Source organism: Marmoricola sp. RAF53, from assembly GCF_052114005.1.
Lineage (GTDB): Bacteria > Actinomycetota > Actinomycetes > Propionibacteriales > Nocardioidaceae > Marmoricola.
In genome coordinates this window covers 79,971-97,367 of the sequence record NZ_JBFRDX010000006.1, presented here as the reverse complement: position 1 = coordinate 97,367, position 17,397 = coordinate 79,971, and the positions used below count along the sequence as shown (strand labels likewise).

The following is a 17,397-nucleotide window of genomic DNA, read 5'->3' as shown; positions in this document are numbered from 1 at the left end:
TTTCTTCCGGCGGCTCCGGGGTGATGGCCCCATCGACGCCTTGCTGCGGCGTCCAGTGTGCCAGACGCAATGCCTCCGGATCATCTCGGATATCGCCGGAGAGCCGAGTTGAAGGGGCTCCGGCTAGCGCATATCCTCGCGCCCACTGGTTATGACCTACGTCATATTTCCTTCTACCCCGATAGGGGCAACCGCTCATGGCAACGACCGGTAAGCGATCCCTGGTGAGCCGCGCGGGAGCAGCCGCGCGCAAGGCCGTCGGACGGACGACCAAGAAGGCCTCGTCCGGCACCTCGGCGTCACCGCTCAAGAAGGCGGCACCCGCCACCAAGGCAGCTTCGGCCAAGACTTCATCCGCGAAGAAGACTGCATCCGCCAAGAAGGCGGCCCCGGCCAAGAAGGCGGCCCCGGCGAAGAAGCCGGCCCCGGCCAAGAAGGCGGCAGCCAAGAAGGCGGCCCCGGCGAAGAAGGCGGCAGCCAAGAAGGCCGCTCCGGCCAAGAAGGCGGCCCCGGCCAAGAAGGCGGCCCCGGCGAAGAAGGCGGCCCCGGTGAAGAAGGCCGCGGCCACGAAGGCGGCTCCGGCCAAGAAGACGCCGGCGAAGAAGGCGACGCCTGCCAAGGCGCCCGCCAAGAAGACGACGGCCACCAAGGCCGCCCCCGTGAAGAAGGCGGCTCCGGCCAAGAAGGCCCCCGCTCCGGCGACGACGGCGAAGAAGGCAGCACCCGTGGCGAAGACTGCACCTGTGAAGACTCCGGCGAAGAAGGCACCGGCCCGTTCGGGCAAGCTGGTCGTCCTCGAGGCCGAGGAGCCGTGGACCAAGGCCGAGCTCAACGAGGTCCGCACCCAGCTCCGTGCCGATGTGAAGCGGCTCGTCGCCGAGCTCGACGAGGTCCAGGGCGACCTGGCCGACCTGATGCGCGACGCGGGCGAGAGCGCCGGCAGCGACCAGGCCGACGTCGGCTCCGCGACGTTCGAGCGCGACCAGGAGATGACGATCGTCAACAACGCGCGCGACATGCTCGAACAGTCCGAGCACGCGCTCGAGCGGATCGCCGACGGCACCTACGGAATCTGCGAGGTCTGCGGCAACCCGATCGGCAAGAATCGTTTGATGGCGTTCCCCCGTGCCACAATGTGCCTGACATGCAAGCAGCGCGAGGAGCGTCGCTGACCAGCGACCACCGATCGAAGACAGCCCTCCTCCTCGGCGTCGCCGTAGCCGCTTGGCTCGTCGACCTCGTCACCAAGAGCCTGGCGCTGCACCGCCTGGAGTCCGGTGACCCGGTCGAGCTGGTCGATTCGCTCCTGCGCCTGAACCTCACGGCCAACCCCGGCGCCGCGTTCAGCACCGGGACCGGTCTGACGCCGCTGATCAGCCTGTTCGCGCTGGCCGCGTTCGGGGTGGTGCTCTGGCTGTCGTTCCGGGTCGGCGACACGGTCTGGGCCTGGGCCTTCGGGCTGCTGCTCGCCGGTATCGCCGGGAACCTGACCGACCGGCTCTTCCGGGAGCCCGGGCCGCTGCGCGGGCACGTGATCGACTTCCTCGAGCTGCCGCACTGGCCGATCTTCAACGTCGCCGACATCTGCATCAACGTCGCGGCCGGGCTGATCATCCTGCAGTCGCTGCGCGGCATCCCGCTCTCCGGGGTCAAGGAGACCGAGAGCGACGGCGCCGACGAGCAGGTACCGGGGGAGGCGCCGTGACTGTCCCTGTCTCCGGACCCCCCGCGGGCGGCGAGCACCGCGCGCTCCGCGTCCCCGAGGGCCTGGCCGGCGAACGCGTCGACGCCGGGCTGGCCCGGATGTTCGGGATCTCCCGCTCCAAGGCCGCGGACCTGATCAGCCAGGGCCTGGTCCAGATCGACGGCGCCACCGCCGCGAAGTCCGACCGGCTCCTGCCCGACACGCTGCTCGAGGTCCACCTGCCGCCGGTCAGCGACCCGCTGYAGATCCGCGCCGAGGAGGTCGAGGGCATCTCGGTCATCCACGACGACGACTCGATCGTGGTGATCGACAAGCCGGTCGGCGTCGCCGTGCACCCCTCGATGGGCTGGACCGGGCCGACCGTCGTCGGGCACCTCCAGGCGGCCGGCTACCGGATCGCCACCAGCGGCGCCCCCGAGCGCCAGGGCATCGTGCAGCGACTGGACGTCGGCACCTCGGGCGTGATGGTGATCTGCAAGGGCGAACGGGCCTACTCGGTGCTCAAGAACGCCTTCCGCCACCGCGAGATCGACAAGACCTACCACGCGCTGGTCCAGGGGCACCCGGACCCGCTGGAGGGCACCGTGGACGCGCCGATCGGGCGGGCGCCGAAGTCGGACTGGAAGTTCGCGGTCCGCGAGGACGGCAAGCACAGCGTGACGCACTACAGCACGCTGGAGGCGCACCGCTTCGCCAGCCTGCTGGAGATCCAGCTCGAGACCGGCCGGACCCACCAGATCCGGGTGCACATGGCCGCGCTGAAGCACCCGTGCGTCGGCGACCTGACCTACGGCGCCGACCCGACGCTCGCCCGCCGGCTCCGGCTGGAGCGGCAGTGGCTGCACGCCGTCCGGCTCGGGTTCACCCACCCCGACTCCGGGGAGTACGTGCAGTACGAGTCCGGCTACCCCGACGATCTCGCCGCCGCGCTGGAGACGATCCGCGATGAGCACTGAGAACGGCACCGAGGAGATCGACCTCGTGCTGCGCCCGGCCGGTGCCGAGGACATGGCCGAGGTCGCCGAGCTCTACATCGCCGCCCGGCGGGCGGCCGTCGGGCAGATGCCGGTCGGGGTGCACCCGGACGCCGAGGTGCGGGACTGGGTCGCGACCCTCCCGGAGCGCAAGGAAGTCTGGGTCGCCGAGCGCGACGAGATCACCGGCTTCGCGGTCCTCGACGGGGACTGGCTGGACTCCCTGTACGTCGGCCCGCAGCACCAGGGCGCCGGCACCGGCACCCTCCTGCTCGACCTCGTGAAGGCGCAGCGGCCCGGCGGCTTCGCGCTCTGGGTCTTCGCCTCGAACACCTCCGCGCGCGGCTTCTACCACCGGCACGGGCTGGTCGAGCTCGAGCACACCGACGGCTCCGGCAACGAGGAGCGGTCGCCCGACGTACGGATGGCGTGGCCGGGCATCGAGCCGCTGCGCTACCTGCGCGCCCAGATCGACGAGGTCGACGACGAGATCGCGCTGCTGCTCGCCCGGCGGTTCGCGCTGACGGCCGCGGTCCAGGGCTTCAAGGAGCGTCCGGGGCAGGAGGGCCGCGACCTCGCCCGCGAGGCCGAGATCGCCGCCCGGATGGCCGCCCACGCCCCCGGCCTGGGGGAGGCCGCCGTCGGCCGGATCATGGAACGGGTGATCGGCGAGTCGCTGGACGCCTACGAGCGCCGCTCGCGGGACTGACCCGCGGCTAGGCTCGGTCGAGACCCGCATCACCCGCGCGCCGCGGAACCCGGTCCGGCGCTCGCACGTTGGGAAAGACATGCACAACCACTTCAACGGCCTGAAGACCGCGCTCCTGCTGGGCGGCATCTTCGGTCTGCTGCTCGCGCTCGGCGCGGTCATCGGCGGCGGCCAGTACATCTGGTTCTTCGCCCTGTTCGGCGTCGCGATGACGGCGTACGGCTACTGGAACTCGGACAAGATCGCGATCAAGGCGATGCGCGCCCGCCCGGTCACCGAGCAGGAGCAACCGGCCATGTACCGGATCGTCCGCGAGCTCTCGACCACCGCCGGGCAGCCGATGCCCGCGCTCTTCGTCTCGCCGACCGAGGCGCCCAACGCGTTCGCCACCGGCCGGAACCCGAACCACGCCGCGGTCTGCTGCACCGAGGGGATCCTGCAGCTGCTCGACGAGCGCGAGCTGCGCGGCGTCCTGGGCCACGAGCTGATGCACGTCTACAACCGCGACATCCTGACCTCTTCGGTGGCCGCGGCGATCGCCGGCGTGATCACCTCGATCGCGCAGATGCTGGTGTGGATCAACATCTTCGGCGGCAGCGACGACGAGGACCGCCCCAACCCGCTGGTCCTGATCGCGATGTCGCTGCTGGCCCCGATCGCCGCCGCGATCATCCAGATGGCGATCTCGCGGACCCGGGAGTACGACGCCGACGAGGACGGCGCGAAGCTGACCCGCGACCCGCTCGCCCTGGCCAGCGCGCTCGCCAAGCTCCAGAACGGCGTCGCCGCCCACCCGCTGCAGCCCACCCCGCAGCTGCAGAACGCCAGCCACATGATGATCGCGAACCCGTTCCGGGCCCAGGACGTCTCGAAGCTGTTCTCGACGCACCCGCCGACCGAGGACCGGATCGAGCGGCTCCAGCAGATGGCCCGCGGGGGAGTCTGAGACGGAGTCTGGGGCGGTCTTTGGGGCGGTCCGGACCGACACGCCCCGGGTGTCGGTGGTCGCTGCCAGACTGACGTAGGCTGGCGCCCTTCCCCGATGCGCGCCAGCGCGTCCCTGTCAGACTCGCGACCCCTTCGGGAAGGTGTGAACCCCGCTCCATGTCGACCGGATCCTCGGACTTCGCCCACCTGCACGTGCACACCGAGTACTCGATGCTCGACGGTGCCTCGCTGCTGGACGGTCTGTTCTCCCGGGTGAGCGAGCTGGGCATGTCGTCGATCGCGATGACCGACCACGGCAACCTGCACGGCGCCTACGACTTCTGGTCCAAGGCGAAGAAGTACGGCGTGAAGCCGATCATCGGCATCGAGGCGTACATCACCCCCGGCACCCAGCGCGGCGAGCGCCGCCGGGTCCGGTGGGGCAAGGGTGACGCGGCCGAGGAGGGCGGCGACGACGTCGCCGGCGGCGGCGCGTACACCCACATGACGATGTGGTCGGAGTCGACCGAGGGGATGCACAACCTCTTCCGGCTCTCCTCGAAGTCCAGCCTCGAGGGCTTCTTCTACAAGCCCCGGATGGACAAGGAGCTGCTGCAGACCTACAGCAAGGGCCTGATCGTCAGCACCGGCTGCCCGAGCGGCGCGATCCAGACGCGGCTCCGCCTGGGGCAGTGGGACGAGGCGGTCCGGGAGGCCGGTGAGCTGCAGGACATCTTCGGCCGCGACAACGTCTTCCTCGAGCTGATGGACCACGGCATCTCCATCGAGAAGCGGGTCCGCGACGACCTGATCAAGCTCGGCAAGGAGCTCGGCCTGCCGCCGATCGCGACCAACGACTCGCACTACAACAACCCCGAGGACGCCGACGCCCACGACGCCCTCATCTGCGTCGCCTCCGGCAAGCGGCTCTCCGACCCGAACCGGCTCAAGTTCGACGGCGGCGGCTACTACATCAAGTCCGCGGCCGAGATGCGCGAGCTCTGGGCCGACCGGTTCGGGATGCCGGAGGCCTGCGACAACACCCTGCTCATCGCCGAGCGCTGCAACGTCGAGTTCACCGAGTCGACCGGCGGCTACATGGCCCGCGCCGATGTGCCGGCGGGGGAGACCGAGGAGTCCTGGTTCCGCAAGGAGGTGTGGCGCGGGATCGAGGCGCGCTACCCCGGCGAGCGGCTGACCCAGGAGGTCCGCGACCGGGTCGAGATGGAGCTCGGGATCATCTCCCAGAAGGGCTACTGCGGGTACTACCTCGTGGTCGCCGACTTCATCGGCTGGTCCAAGGACAACGGCATCCGGGTCGGCCCCGGCCGGGGCTCGGGAGCGGGCTCGATCGCGGCGTACGCGCTCCGGATCACCGACCTGTGCCCGCTCGAGCACGGCCTGTTCTTCGAGCGGTTCCTCAACCCCGAGCGCCCCTCGATGCCCGACTTCGACATCGACTTCGACGACGCCCGCCGCGGCGAGGTGATCGCCTACGTCAGCGACAAGTACGGCGCCGAGCGGGTCGCCCAGATCGCCACCTTCGGCCGGCTCAAGGCCAAGGCCGCGATCAAGGACGCCGCCCGGGTGCTCGACCACGGCTTCGGCGTCGGCGACATGATCACCAAGGCGCTCCCGCCGGACGTCATGGGCAAGGGCGTCCCGCTCAAGGAGCTCTTCAACCCCGAGCACAAGCGCTACGCCGAGGGCGGCGAGTTCCGGACGCTGCACGACCAGAACCCGGACGTCCGCACGATCTACGAGACCGCGCGCGGCCTGGAGGGCCAGATCCGCAACTGGGGCGTCCACGCCGCCGGCGTGATCATGTCCAGCGAGCCGCTGATCGACGTGGTCCCGATCATGGCCCGTCCGCAGGACGGCGCGATCATCACCCAGTTCGACTACCCGATGTGCGAGTCGCTCGGGCTGGTCAAGATGGACTTCCTCGGGCTCTCCAACCTGCACACGCTCGAGGACGCGGTGGCCAACATCAAGGCCAACCGCGGCGAGGACATCGTGCTGGAGGACCTGCCCTTCGACGACCGGGCGACGTACGAGCTGATGGGCCGGGGCGACACGCTCGGCGTGTTCCAGCTCGACGGTGGCGGCATGCGGGCGCTGCTGCGCTCGATGCTGCCCGACCAGTTCGCCGACATCACGGCCGTCTCGGCGCTCTACCGGCCGGGCCCGATGGGTGCCGACTCGCACAACAAGTACGCGCACCGCAAGAACGGCCGCGAGCCGATCGTGCCGATCCACCCGGCGCTGGCCGAGGCGCTCGAGCCGGTGCTCGGCGAGACCTACGGCCTGATCGTGTACCAGGAGCAGGTCATGGCGATCGCGCAGGTGCTCGCCGGCTTCTCGCTCGGCGCGGCCGACAACATGCGGCGCGCGATGGGCAAGAAGAAGAAGGAGGAGCTCGACAAGCAGTACGCCGGCTTCGAGGCCGGCATGCTCGAGCGCGGCTACCCGCAGGACGCGGTCAAGACGCTCTGGGAGATCCTCGTCCCGTTCGCCGACTACGCGTTCAACAAGTCGCACTCCGCGGCGTACGGCGTCATCACGTACTGGACCGCCTACCTCAAGGCCAACTACCCCACGGAGTACATGGCCGCGCTCCTGACCTCGGTCAAGAACGACAAGGACAAGATGGCGATCTACCTCGGCGAGTGCCGGCGGATGAAGATCCAGGTCCTGCCGCCCGACGTCAACGAGTCCGCCCACGACTTCACCGCCGTCGGCACCGACATCCGCTTCGGCCTGACCGCGGTCCGCAACGTCGGCCACAACGTGGTCGACGGCATCGTCGCCGCGCGCGCCGAGAAGGGCCGCTACACCGACTTCAACGACTTCATGGACAAGGTCCCGGCGGTCGTCTGCAACAAGCGGGTCATCGAGTCGCTGATCAAGGCCGGCGCCTTCGACGACATGAAGCACAAGCGCCGGGCGCTGGTCGCGATCCACGAGACCGCCGTCGACCAGTACGTCGACATCAAGAAGAACGAGGCGATCGGGCAGGACTCGCTCTTCGGCGGCCTGGACGACGACGACGCGGTCGGGTTCGGCATCTCGGTCGCGGTACCCGACATCGAGGACTGGGACAAGATGACCCTGCTCGGGCACGAGCGGGAGATGCTCGGCCTCTACGTCAGCGACCACCCGCTCTTCGGGCTCGAGCACGTCCTGGCCGCGTCCCGGGACTGCTCCATCGGCCAGCTGCTGATGGACGAGGAGCGCGCCGACAACTCGACCGTGACGATCTCCGGCCTGGTCACCTCGGTGCAGCGCAAGCTCACCAAGCGCGGCGACACGTGGGCGATGGTCAACGTCGAGGACCTCGACGGTGCGATCGACGTGCTGCTCTTCCCGAGCGCCTACCAGCTGGCGGCCACCTACCTGACCGAGGACGCCATCGTCACGGTCAAGGGCCGGCTCTCCCGGCAGAAGGACCAGCCGGAGCTGCACGGCCAGGAAGTCACGATGCCGGACATCAGCGAGGGGCCGAGCGGACCGCTGGTCATCTCGATGCCGTCGACCCGGTGCACGCCGCCGGTCGTCGACCACCTCAAGGAGATCCTGGCGACGCACCCGGGGATGACCGAGGTGCGGCTCAAGCTCATGACGCGGACCTCGACGAAGGTGTTCAGGATGCCCGACCAGCTGAGGGTGACGCCGAGCTCGGCGCTCACCGCGGACCTCAAGCAGCTCCTGGGGCCGGGATGTCTGGGCTGAGCCCCGGGCCCGACGCGGGCCCGGCCACGACGGACGCCCCGCGGACGGACGAGCCGGACTGGTGGCGGGAGCACGGGCGGCCCGGCCTGCGCGACCTCGGCGTGGTGGCGGCCTGGTTCGTCGTCGCCGGCGTCCTCGGCGCGGTCGTCTGGTGGCTCGTCACCCCGCTCGCCGAGTTCACCCGGACCGCGGACAACGGCGTGATGGACGAGCAGCAGCTCGCCAAGCAGGTCGCCACCGACGGTTGGTTCGTCGTGATCGCGCTGGTCGGCGGCCTGATCAGCGGGATCGCCCTGCTCAGCTGGCGACGGCGCGACCCGCTGCTCATGGTGGTGCTCGTCGCCCTCGGCGGCGGCCTGGCCACCTGGGTGATGCTCCGGACCGGGCTGATCCTGGGGCCGCCGGACCCGGACAAGGTGCTGGCCACCGCGAAGGCCGGCGACAAGATCCCGGTCCGCCTCGACCCGACCGCCACCGGGATCTACGTCGTCTGGTCCGTCGCGGCCCTGCTCGGTGCGATCGGGGTCATCTGGGGCACCGACAGCACGACCCGCCGGGAGCAGGCGGAGAAGGCCGAGCAGGCCGAGCAGGGCTGACCCGCGTGGTCCGGAGTCAGGCGCGGCGGATCGGGGCGGTCGTCGCCCCCAGGACGGCGACCAGGTCGGCCGGGGCGATCCCGAGGTCGAGCCCGCGGCGGCCACCGCTCACGTAGACGACCGGGAGCCCGGTCGCCGAGTCGTCGAGCACCGTGGTGAGCCGCCGCTTCTGGCCGATCGGGGAGATGCCGCCGACGACGTACCCGGTGAGCCGCTCGGCCGCGACCGGGTCGGCCATCGCCGCCTTCTTCGCCCCGACGGCCGCCGCGAGCGCCTTCAGGTCCAGGGTGCCGGTCACCGGCACGATCCCGACGACGGTGCCGCGGTCGGTGTCGGCCAGCAGGGTCTTGAACACCGTCCCGGGGTCGAGGCCGAGCGCGTCCGCCGCCTCCAGCCCGTACCCCTCGTGACGGGGGTCGTGGGTGTAGGTGTGCACCGTGAAGGGGATGCCGGCTTTCTCCAGCGCCACCGTCGCGGGCGTGCCGGAACCGGTCTTCTTCTTGGCCACCGGAGGAGTCGCCGCTCTCAGTTCGGTGACCAGCGGGTCCGGGCCACCTCGGTGGCCGGGAGGCTCGGAACGGCCCGCATCGCGCGCATCTCCTCGCGCAGCGACCGGCGCAGCATCCGGAGCCGCGCCTGCGCGTCCGGCGCCTCCAGCAGCTGCTGCCGCTCGCCCTGGCTGAGCAGGCACGTCGCGGCCAGGGAGTAGGAGAGGTAGACCGGGTCGGTCGGCATCGTGCCGGTGAGGACCGGCCCGCCGCGCAGGTCGGAGAGCTCGGCTCGGTACTCCTCGAAGGTCGCCAGCGTCCGCTGGGCGCCGCTCGCGGTCTCCGCGTCCACCTCGCCGTCCTCGTCCTCGATCAGGTCGACCTCGCCGACCAGGTACTCGCCGCCCGGGTCGATGGTGTCCAGGACCAGCCGTTGCCGGCCGGTGACCTCGATGTCGAACCGGCCGTCGTCGTACCGCTCGAACTCGGTCAGCTGGACCAGCGTCCCGATCCGGTGCAGCGATTGCCGGCCGCGGTCGCCGACCTCGTAGCCCTCCCGGATCGCGACGACGCCGAAGACCCGGTCGCGGGGCTCGGGCACGGCCAGCAGATCCCGGACCAGGGCCCGGTACCGGTCCTCGAAGATGTGCAGCGGAGCGACCACCCCGGGGAACAGCACCGTGTTGAGCGGGAACACCGGCACCGTGGTCACGTGGCACAACCTAGTCGAGCCGGAGGCCGGCCCACGTGACCGAGCCGTGAAATCGGGGGCGGGTCGCCGGGCCCGCCTCTCTAGACTGGCCCCATGATTCGCAGGATCGATCTCAGGGACGTGGACCGGACCCCCGGTGCCGGGGCCCCTGACTACCGCACCCTCGTGCCGCGCGCCGACTTCGACGTCGAGTCCGCCCTGCACGTGGTGCGCCCGATCTGCGACGACGTCCGGACCCGCGGGGTCGAGGCGATCCGCGCGTACTCGGCGAAGTTCGACGGCGTCGACACCCCGGAGATCGCCGTGCCCGCCGCTGCGATCGCGGCCGCCCTGGAGGCCCTCGACCCGGCCGTCCGGGCCGGGCTGGAGGAGTCGATCCGTCGGCTCCGGGCGACCTGCGAGGCCGAGGTGGAGGCCGACGTCGTCACCGACCTCGGTCCCGGCGCCCGCGTCACCCAGCGGATGGTCCCGGTGGACCGGGTCGGGCTCTACGTGCCCGGTGGGGTCGCGCCGCTGGTCTCCAGCGTGGTGATGAACGTGGTCCCGGCCCAGGTCGCCGGGGTCGGGTCGATCGCACTGACCTCGTCCCCGCAGAAGGCCGAGTTCGGTCAGTGGGGCGCCGGGCTGCCGCACCCGACCATCCTGGCCGCGTGCGCACTCCTCGGTGTCGAGGAGGTGTACGCCGTCGGCGGCGCCCAGGCGATCGCGATGCTCGCCTACGGTGCCGGGCCGTGCCGCAAGGTCGACCTGGTCACCGGGCCGGGCAACATCTACACCGTCTCCGCCAAGCGGCTGCTCAAGGGCGTCGTCGGGATCGACTCCGAGGCCGGCCCGACCGAGATCGCGATCCTCGCCGACGACACCGCCGACGCGGCCTACGTCGCCTCCGACCTGATCAGCCAGGCCGAGCACGACCCGATGGCCGCCTCGGTCCTGGTGACCGACTCGCTCCGCCTCGCCGACGAGGTCGAGGCCGAGCTCGACAAGCAGGTCGCGGCGACCCGGCACGTCGAGCGGATCCGGACCGCGCTCTCCGGCGAGCAGTCCGGGATCGTCCTCGTCGCCGACGTCGAGCAGGGGCTCGACGTGGTCAACGCGTACGCCGCCGAGCACCTGGAGATCCACACCGCCGACGCCGCCGCGGTGGCCGGCCGGGTCCGCAACGCTGGCGCGGTCTTCGTCGGCCCGTACGCCCCGGTCTCGCTCGGCGACTACTGCGCCGGCTCCAACCACGTGCTCCCGACGGCGGGCTGCGCCTGCCACTCCTCGGGACTGTCGGTGCGCGCGTTCCTCAAGGCGATGCACGTGATCGAGTACTCCCGCGACGCGCTTGTCGAGGTCGCCGGGCACGTGACCACGCTCGCCGAGGCCGAGGACCTGCCCGGCCACGGCGCCGCCGTGACGGTGCGCCTTTCCGGCCCTCTTTCTGGCCGCCTGCCGGGACCCGGCCAGTGACCTGGCCGCCGCTGCGGGCAGAGCTGCAGGGCGTCGAGCCGTACGGAGCGCCGCAGCTCGACGTGCCGGTCTGCCTCAACGTCAACGAGAACCCGTACCCGCCGTCGGCGAAGGTGGTCGCGGACATCGCCACCGCCGTCGCCGAGGCGGCGAGCTCGTTGAACCGCTACCCGGACCGCGAGTTCACCGAGCTGCGCGAGGGGCTGGCGGCGTACCTGAACACCGCGGGCGCCGGTGTCGATCAGGGGGGCGGGATCACGGCGGACCAGGTGTGGGCCGCGAACGGCTCCAACGAGGTCATGCTGCAGCTCCTGCAGGCCTTCGGCGGTCCCGGCCGCACGGCGGTCTCGTTCGCGCCGACGTATTCGATGTACCCCGAGTACGCCCGCAACGCGATGACCGGCTGGGTGGCCGGGCGGCGCCACGAGGACTTCACCTTCGACCTCGACCACGCCCGTGACCTGATCGCCGAGCACCGGCCCTCGGTGGTGCTGCTGCCGTCGCCGAACAACCCGACCGGCACCGCGCTGCCGCACGACGTCATCGGGACGCTGTGCGAGCTGGTCGCCGGGATCGACGGCGTCGTCGTGATCGACGAGGCGTACGCCGAGTTCCGCCGCGAGGGCACCCCGTCGGCGCTCGCGCTGCTGCCCGAGCACCGCAACCTGGTGGTGAGCCGGACGATGAGCAAGGCGTTCGCCCTCGCCGGCGCCCGGCTCGGCTACCTGGCCGCCGCGCCGGAGATCTGCGACGCGCTCCGGGTGGTCCGGCTGCCCTACCACCTCTCCGCGGTGACCCAGGCGACCGCTTCGGCGGCGCTGCGGCACGCCGACGAGCTGCTCGGCAAAGTGGCGCTGCTGCGGGCCGAGCGGGACCGGACCGTGGACTGGCTCCGGGCCCAGGGACACGAGGTCGCGGACTCGGACGCGAACTTCTGCCTCTTCGGCCGGTTCTCCGACCGGCACGCGGTCTGGCAGGGCCTGCTCGATCACGGGGTGCTGATCCGGGAGACTGGTCCGGACGGATGGTTGCGTGTGTCGATCGGCACCGCTGAGGAGATGGCGGCGTTCCGCGACGCCCTGACGGAGGTAACGAGATGACCACGAGCACGCCCGCGAGCTCGCCCACGGGGTCGCGCAGCGTCCGCCTGGAGCGGGAGACCAAGGAGTCCAAGGTGGTCGTCGAGCTGAACCTCGACGGCACCGGACGGACCGAGGTCAGCACCGGCGTCGGCTTCTACGACCACATGCTCACCGCGTTCGGCCGGCACGCGCTCTTCGACCTCACCGTGCGGACCGAGGGCGACACCCACATCGACGCCCACCACACCGTCGAGGACACTGCGATCGTGCTCGGCGACGCGCTCCGCCAGGCGCTCGGCGACAAGGCCGGGATCCGCCGGTTCGGCGACTCGCTGGTGCCGCTGGACGAGTCGCTGGTGCAGTGCGCCGTCGACGTCTCCGGGCGTCCCTACTGCGTGCACACCGGCGAGCCCGAGGGGCAGCAGTACGTCCAGATCGGCGGTTCCGGCGTCTCCTACCTCGGGTCGCTGACCCGGCACGTCTTCGAGACGCTGGCCTTCCACGGGCAGATCGCGCTGCACGTCCGGGTGCTGTCCGGCCGCGAGCCGCACCACCTGGTCGAGTCCCAGTTCAAGGCGGTCGCCCGGGCGCTGCGCGACGCCGTCGCCTACGACCCGCGCGAGTCGGGCGTGCCCTCGACCAAGGGGACGCTCTGAAGCGAGTAGCAGTCCTCGACTACGGGTCGGGGAACCTCCGTTCGGCGGTGCGCGCCTTCGAGCGCGCCGGTGCCGAGGTCGTGCTGACCAGCGACAAGCAGGCCGCGCTCGACGCGGACGGGCTCGTCGTCCCCGGGGTCGGCGCGTTCGCCGCCTGCATGGCCGGGCTGCGCGCGGTCAAGGGACCGGAGATCATCGGCCGCCGGCTGGCCGGCGGYCGTCCGGTGCTCGGGATCTGCGTCGGCATGCAGGTGCTCTTCGAGACCGGGGTCGAGCACGGCGTGACCACCGAGGGCTGCGACGAGTGGCCGGGCACGGTCGAGCGGCTGCAGGCGCCGGTGGTGCCGCACATGGGCTGGAACACCGTCGAGGTGCCCGAGGGCACGTCGCTGTTCGCCGGCGTCGAGGACGAGCGGTTCTACTTCGTGCACTCCTACGGCGTCCGCGACTGGACGCTGGTCACCAACGACCGGACCCGGGCGCCGCTGGTGACCTGGGCCGAGACCGGATCGATTCCCGGGGCGGGCGACCGGTTCGTCGCGGCCGTCGAGAACGGTCCGCTGTGCGCGACCCAGTTCCACCCGGAGAAGTCCGGGGACGCAGGTGCCCGGCTGCTGGCCAACTGGGTGGCCGGGCTGTGAGCCCGAGAATGAGCACGGCATGAGCAAGGAGCGGGCACGTCGGCGCGAGGCCCGCGAGCGGGAGGTGGCCGTCCGGGCCGCCGAGCGTGCGGCCCAGAAGGCGGCGCAGCAGCGGCGCCGTGCCCGTCGCGACGCGCTCCTCGCCCCGGTCGTCACGCCGTTCCGCCGGCTCCGGCTGGCGCTCACCACCGGTCGGCAGAGCGGGGCGCTCGCCGAGCGACGCCGGAAGCGGACCACGCTGCTCATCGCCGCGCTGCTGTTCCTCCAGGTCCTCGTCTGGATCATCCGGCCCGACTGGGAGGCCCGGCTGGCTGCCGCGCTGGTCGCCCTGCTGGCGTTCCCCGTCGTCGCCGCCCTCGTCCTCTGAACCCCCGACCCACCTCGCTAGGAGCCACCCCGTGACCAGTCCCTTCTCCGGGCACCTCGAACTCCTCCCCGCCGTCGACATCAAGGGCGGCCAGGCCGTCCAGCTCGTCCAGGGCGTCGACGGCTCCGAGAAGCGGTTCGGCGACCCCGTCGAGGCCGCCCTCCGCTGGCAGGAGGCCGGAGCCGAGTGGCTGCACCTGGTCGACCTCGACGCCGCCTTCGGGCACGGCGAGAACCGGGCGCTGCAGGCCGAGATCGTCGGCCGGCTCGACATCAAGGTCGAGATGAGCGGCGGCATCCGCGACGACGAGTCGCTCGCGGCCGCGATGGCGACCGGCTGCCGCCGGGTCAACATCGGCACCGCGGCGCTGGAGCAGCCCGAGTGGTGCGCGCGGGCGATCGCGACGTACGGCGACCGGGTGGCGATCGGCCTGGACGTGCGCGGCACCACCCTCGCCGCGCGCGGCTGGACCCGCGACGGCGGAGACCTCTACGAGACGCTGGCGCGGCTCGACTCCGAGGGCTGCGCCCGGTACGTCGTCACCGACGTCAACAAGGACGGCATGCTCCAGGGGCCGAACCTGGACCTGCTGCGCGACGTCTGCGCCCGCACCGACCGGCCCGTGGTCGCCTCGGGCGGCGTCACCACGCTCGACGACGTCCGGGCGCTGATGGAGCTCGTGCCGGTGGGCGTCGAGGGTGCCATCGCCGGGACCGCGCTCTACGAGGGCCGGTTCACCCTGGAGGAGGCCCTCGACCTCACCTGGCCGGACCGGGTGACCCGATGAGCCTCGCGGTCCGGGTCATCCCCTGCCTGGACGTCGACGGCGGCCGGGTGGTCAAGGGCATCAACTTCCAGGAGCTGCGCGACGCCGGCGACCCGGTCGAGCTGGCCAAGGTGTACGACGCCGAGGGCGCCGACGAGCTGACCTTCCTGGACATCTCGGCCTCCCACGAGGGCCGCGCGACGACGATGGAGATCGTCTCCCGCACGGCCGAGCAGGTGTTCATCCCGCTGACCGTCGGTGGCGGGGTCGGCAGCGTCGAGGACGTCRACCGGCTGCTGCGCGCCGGCGCCGACAAGGTCGCGGTCAACACCGCCGCGATCACTCGGCCCGAGCTGGTCGCGGAGATCGCCGACCGGTTCGGCAACCAGGTACTGGTGCTCTCGGTCGACGCCCGCCGGGCCCCCGGCACGGGGTCGGGGTTCGAGGTCACCACCCACGGCGGCCGGAAGTCGGCCGGCCTGGACGCGATCGAGTGGGCCGTCCGTGCCGCCGAGCTCGGCGCGGGGGAGATCCTGCTCAACGCGATGGACGCCGACGGCACCCAGGACGGCTTCGACCTCGACCTGCTCCGCCTGGTCCGCGCCGAGGTCAGCATCCCGGTGATCGCCAGCGGCGGTGCCGGCAGGCTCGAGCACTTCGCCCCGGCGGTCGAGGCCGGCGCCGACGCCGTCCTCGCCGCGACCGTCTTCCACTTCGGCACGCTCCGGATCGGGGACGTGAAGCGGGCGCTCGGCTCGGCCGGTTACCCCGTCCGCTGACCGCCTGACGCGTCAGGCGTGGTGCCCGGCAAGGCGGAGGAGGGAAGGCGGCCTTCGAGCGGAGCGGGCGTCGACCGACGACAACGCAGCCAGGTGCCGCGGATGACGCGTCAGGCCGGGTCGGGGGTCCAGCACAGGCCGTACCGTTGCCCGGCGTCCCACTGGGCCTTCGTCGGCCACTCGAAGCTCCACTTCAGGCGCAGGTTGTCCGCGGCGATCTTCGCGTCGATGTCGCGGCAGCGCGAGTCCGCGTCGGCGGTCGCGGCCTTGCCGAGGTACTTCGCCCCGGCCGGCAGGTCGAGGGCCGCGCGGGCGCGCCAGGTGTGCGGCTGGCCGCACGTCACCCGGCGGAACCCGGTGGCAGCGGGACTCCTGGTGCCGCAGGTCCCGTAGCGGTCGAGGGACTTGGGGTCGTCGAGCACGCCACGGGTGCGCGCCGGCAGCGTCCCGAGGGTGTCCGGCCGGGTGACCAGGCCGAGGTCGCAACGGAACCAGGTCGCGCCGGCGTCGCTCTCCGCGAGCGTGGGGCTGAACCAGAGCGCCTCGAACCGGCTGAGCCGGCGGGTCGCCTCGCTCCCGCCGAGGTGGTCCGCGACACGGGCCCGGCAGGTGGTCGCGACCTGTTCCTGCACCCGGGCCGAGTCGACCGCGAGGAGGTGGCCGTCGACCACCAGGTCGAGGCGGCCGACGTGCACCGTGCGGGTGGTGTGCGGGCCGGTGCAGGGGACCGGGGCGGTGTCGCTGGTCGGTTCGAGCACGGCACTGAAGGCGAGGTCGTAGCAGGCGGTGGCCGACGGGGCCGGCGGCGGAGTCGTGGCGGTCTCCTGCGTGGCCGACCCGGCGGGAGATCCGGCGGGAGTCGTGGCCGCGTCTCCGGGGCTGTTTCCGGGACCGTCTCCGGCGCACCCGGACACGGCGGTCAGGGCGGCGAGCGCGGCGGCAGCGGCGGCGTACCGGGTCAGGGTCCTCATCGCGGTCATCGTCTCAGGCGGCCCGGAAGGCCTCAGCGGTCGGTCCGGGCCCAGCAGATCGAGCGCCGGTTGCCGGTCGCCCACTGGGCCTCGCGGAACCAGGTGTAGCCGTAGTCGTAGTCCGGTGGGTAGTGCATCCAGCCGCCGACCGATTCCTGGCAGTAGTCGCGGCTGCGGACCTGGACCAGGCGGTCGCCCGGGTACGGGTCGTCGGGCTGGCCGACCTTGACCGTGGTGACGGCGCGCCAGTCGTGCTTCTCGGTGCAGGCGACCTTGGTGCCCTTCCCGACGCCTGGGCCGCGGGCGCAGGTGAGCCAGGCGTCGGGCAGCGACTCGGAGAACAGGCCCTGGGCGTCCTCGGGCAGGTGGCGCAGCTTCGTGGCGTCCGCGGGTCCGCCGACCAGGTCGCAGCGGTACCAGCGGGCGCCCTTGTCCCAGCCGCGCTCGCTCGGCCGGAACCACGCCCAGCTGAGCCGCGAGCGCATCGCCAGGCTCTCGTCGGCGCCGAGGAACTCGGCGAACGCCTTCTGGCAGGTGCCGTAGACGAACCGGCCGTGCCGCGGGTCGTCGTACCCCTTGCCGGTGGCGGCCGGGAGCGTCCCGATCGCGAAGGTCTGGGCGGTGTGACCGGTGGTGCAGGCGATCGGGGCGGTGTCGTTGCTGGGCTTCGTCAGGTCGCCGGGGACCAGGTCCCGGCAGGCTCCGAGCTTGGGCGGGGTGAGGTTGTCGGACGCCGACGTGGACGCGAACGGGACGTCGCACGCCGCGGTCGTCGCCGCGAGCACGACTGCGAGGACCGCGCTGCCGAGGGCGGACAGGGACACGCGTCCGAGCACG

18 protein-coding genes are annotated in these 17,397 nt (G+C 71.8%); 14 read left to right on the top strand and 4 right to left on the bottom strand.

Annotation, left to right across the window (positions count from 1 at the left end; translation table 11 throughout):
• The first annotated feature begins 197 nt into the window (after positions 1-197).
• The 7 genes from AB4Y76_RS07325 to AB4Y76_RS07295 all read left to right on the top strand — a co-directional run bounded on the left by AB4Y76_RS07325 (position 198) and on the right by AB4Y76_RS07295 (position 8,643).
• Complete coding sequence (locus tag AB4Y76_RS07325; protein WP_441923662.1) at positions 198-1,172, top strand: TraR/DksA family transcriptional regulator; 975 nt, start codon at positions 198-200, stop codon at positions 1,170-1,172.
• The gene (gene lspA / locus AB4Y76_RS07320) at positions 1,145-1,705 is read left to right on the top strand and encodes a signal peptidase II (protein WP_441923660.1); all 561 of its coding nucleotides are present in this window, start codon (positions 1,145-1,147) and stop codon (positions 1,703-1,705) included. The genes AB4Y76_RS07325 and lspA overlap by 28 nt, the downstream gene beginning before the upstream one ends.
• Positions 1,702-2,661, top strand: a complete 960-nt coding sequence (locus AB4Y76_RS07315; RefSeq protein ID WP_441923658.1) for an RluA family pseudouridine synthase — start codon at positions 1,702-1,704, stop codon at positions 2,659-2,661. The genes lspA and AB4Y76_RS07315 overlap by 4 nt, the downstream gene beginning before the upstream one ends.
• Positions 2,651-3,388 (top strand): GNAT family N-acetyltransferase, encoded by a 738-nt coding sequence (locus AB4Y76_RS07310; RefSeq protein ID WP_441923656.1) that lies wholly within the window; start codon positions 2,651-2,653, stop codon positions 3,386-3,388. The genes AB4Y76_RS07315 and AB4Y76_RS07310 overlap by 11 nt, the downstream gene beginning before the upstream one ends.
• 79 nt (positions 3,389-3,467) lie before the next feature.
• Positions 3,468-4,334 (top strand): zinc metalloprotease HtpX, encoded by an 867-nt coding sequence (gene htpX / locus AB4Y76_RS07305; RefSeq protein WP_441923654.1) that lies wholly within the window; start codon positions 3,468-3,470, stop codon positions 4,332-4,334.
• Positions 4,335-4,492: 158 nt separating this feature from the next.
• The gene (gene dnaE / locus AB4Y76_RS07300) at positions 4,493-8,047 is read left to right on the top strand and encodes a DNA polymerase III subunit alpha (protein ID WP_441923652.1); all 3,555 of its coding nucleotides are present in this window, start codon (positions 4,493-4,495) and stop codon (positions 8,045-8,047) included.
• The gene (locus AB4Y76_RS07295; RefSeq protein WP_441923650.1) at positions 8,035-8,643 is read left to right on the top strand and encodes a hypothetical protein; all 609 of its coding nucleotides are present in this window, start codon (positions 8,035-8,037) and stop codon (positions 8,641-8,643) included. Before dnaE ends, AB4Y76_RS07295 begins: the two co-directional genes overlap by 13 nt.
• 16 nt (positions 8,644-8,659) lie before the next feature.
• Here AB4Y76_RS07295 and ybaK read toward each other — a convergent pair whose 3' ends face one another.
• Together ybaK and AB4Y76_RS07285 are read right to left on the bottom strand one after the other, a co-directional pair.
• Positions 8,660-9,151, bottom strand: coding sequence for a Cys-tRNA(Pro) deacylase (ybaK, locus tag AB4Y76_RS07290; protein ID WP_441923648.1), 492 nt, complete (start codon positions 9,149-9,151; stop codon positions 8,660-8,662).
• Between the two features lie 17 nt (positions 9,152-9,168).
• On the bottom strand, positions 9,169-9,843 hold the full coding sequence (locus tag AB4Y76_RS07285) for an LON peptidase substrate-binding domain-containing protein (protein ID WP_441923646.1): 675 nt from the start codon (positions 9,841-9,843) through the stop codon (positions 9,169-9,171).
• A gap of 93 nt (positions 9,844-9,936) precedes the next feature.
• Between AB4Y76_RS07285 and hisD the strand changes: the two genes are divergently transcribed.
• Genes hisD through hisF form a run of 7 tightly spaced genes read left to right on the top strand, consistent with a single transcriptional unit; the run spans position 9,937 to position 15,589 of the window.
• Complete coding sequence (gene hisD, locus AB4Y76_RS07280; RefSeq protein ID WP_441923644.1) at positions 9,937-11,298, top strand: histidinol dehydrogenase; 1,362 nt, start codon at positions 9,937-9,939, stop codon at positions 11,296-11,298.
• Positions 11,295-12,398, top strand: coding sequence for a histidinol-phosphate transaminase (locus AB4Y76_RS07275; RefSeq protein ID WP_441923642.1), 1,104 nt, complete (start codon positions 11,295-11,297; stop codon positions 12,396-12,398). Before hisD ends, AB4Y76_RS07275 begins: the two co-directional genes overlap by 4 nt.
• Entirely contained in the window at positions 12,395-13,036 is a 642-nt protein-coding gene (gene hisB, locus AB4Y76_RS07270; protein ID WP_441923640.1) for an imidazoleglycerol-phosphate dehydratase HisB, read from the top strand. The genes AB4Y76_RS07275 and hisB overlap by 4 nt, the downstream gene beginning before the upstream one ends.
• Complete coding sequence (hisH, locus tag AB4Y76_RS07265; RefSeq protein ID WP_441923836.1) at positions 13,033-13,677, top strand: imidazole glycerol phosphate synthase subunit HisH; 645 nt, start codon at positions 13,033-13,035, stop codon at positions 13,675-13,677. The genes hisB and hisH overlap by 4 nt, the downstream gene beginning before the upstream one ends.
• Before the next feature lie 19 nt (positions 13,678-13,696).
• Positions 13,697-14,044, top strand: a complete 348-nt coding sequence (locus AB4Y76_RS07260) for a hypothetical protein (protein WP_441923638.1) — start codon at positions 13,697-13,699, stop codon at positions 14,042-14,044.
• A 31-nt stretch (positions 14,045-14,075) separates the two neighbouring features.
• Positions 14,076-14,831, top strand: coding sequence for a bifunctional 1-(5-phosphoribosyl)-5-((5-phosphoribosylamino)methylideneamino)imidazole-4-carboxamide isomerase/phosphoribosylanthranilate isomerase PriA (priA, locus tag AB4Y76_RS07255; protein ID WP_441923636.1), 756 nt, complete (start codon positions 14,076-14,078; stop codon positions 14,829-14,831).
• Positions 14,828-15,589 (top strand): imidazole glycerol phosphate synthase subunit HisF, encoded by a 762-nt coding sequence (gene hisF, locus AB4Y76_RS07250; protein WP_441923634.1) that lies wholly within the window; start codon positions 14,828-14,830, stop codon positions 15,587-15,589. The genes priA and hisF overlap by 4 nt, the downstream gene beginning before the upstream one ends.
• Positions 15,590-15,699: 110 nt before the next feature.
• Here the strand turns inward: hisF and AB4Y76_RS07245 are convergent, their stop codons facing one another.
• Both AB4Y76_RS07245 and AB4Y76_RS07240 read right to left on the bottom strand, forming a co-directional pair.
• Positions 15,700-16,560: a septum formation family protein gene (locus tag AB4Y76_RS07245; RefSeq protein WP_441923632.1), complete on the bottom strand. Its 861-nt coding sequence runs from the start codon at positions 16,558-16,560 to the stop codon at positions 15,700-15,702.
• Between the two features lie 32 nt (positions 16,561-16,592).
• On the bottom strand, positions 16,593-17,396 hold the full coding sequence (locus tag AB4Y76_RS07240; RefSeq protein WP_441923630.1) for a septum formation family protein: 804 nt from the start codon (positions 17,394-17,396) through the stop codon (positions 16,593-16,595).
• Position 17,397: the final 1 nt, after the last annotated feature.

Excerpts from the sequence above, each read along its gene's own strand:
- AB4Y76_RS07260 (WP_441923638.1), top strand. The coding sequence starts at position 13,697 with ATGAGCAAGGAGCGGGCACGTCGGCGCGAGGCCCGCGAGCGGGAGGTG.
- AB4Y76_RS07325 (WP_441923662.1), top strand. The coding sequence starts at position 198 with ATGGCAACGACCGGTAAGCGATCCCTGGTGAGCCGCGCGGGAGCAGCC.
- hisB (WP_441923640.1), top strand. The coding sequence starts at position 12,395 with ATGACCACGAGCACGCCCGCGAGCTCGCCCACGGGGTCGCGCAGCGTC.
- dnaE (WP_441923652.1), top strand. The coding sequence starts at position 4,493 with ATGTCGACCGGATCCTCGGACTTCGCCCACCTGCACGTGCACACCGAG.
- htpX (WP_441923654.1), top strand. The coding sequence starts at position 3,468 with ATGCACAACCACTTCAACGGCCTGAAGACCGCGCTCCTGCTGGGCGGC.
- lspA (WP_441923660.1), top strand. The coding sequence starts at position 1,145 with ATGCAAGCAGCGCGAGGAGCGTCGCTGACCAGCGACCACCGATCGAAG.
- AB4Y76_RS07295 (WP_441923650.1), top strand. The coding sequence starts at position 8,035 with ATGTCTGGGCTGAGCCCCGGGCCCGACGCGGGCCCGGCCACGACGGAC.
- AB4Y76_RS07245 (WP_441923632.1), bottom strand. The coding sequence starts at position 16,560 with ATGAGGACCCTGACCCGGTACGCCGCCGCTGCCGCCGCGCTCGCCGCC.
- hisD (WP_441923644.1), top strand. The coding sequence starts at position 9,937 with ATGATTCGCAGGATCGATCTCAGGGACGTGGACCGGACCCCCGGTGCC.
- AB4Y76_RS07310 (WP_441923656.1), top strand. The coding sequence starts at position 2,651 with ATGAGCACTGAGAACGGCACCGAGGAGATCGACCTCGTGCTGCGCCCG.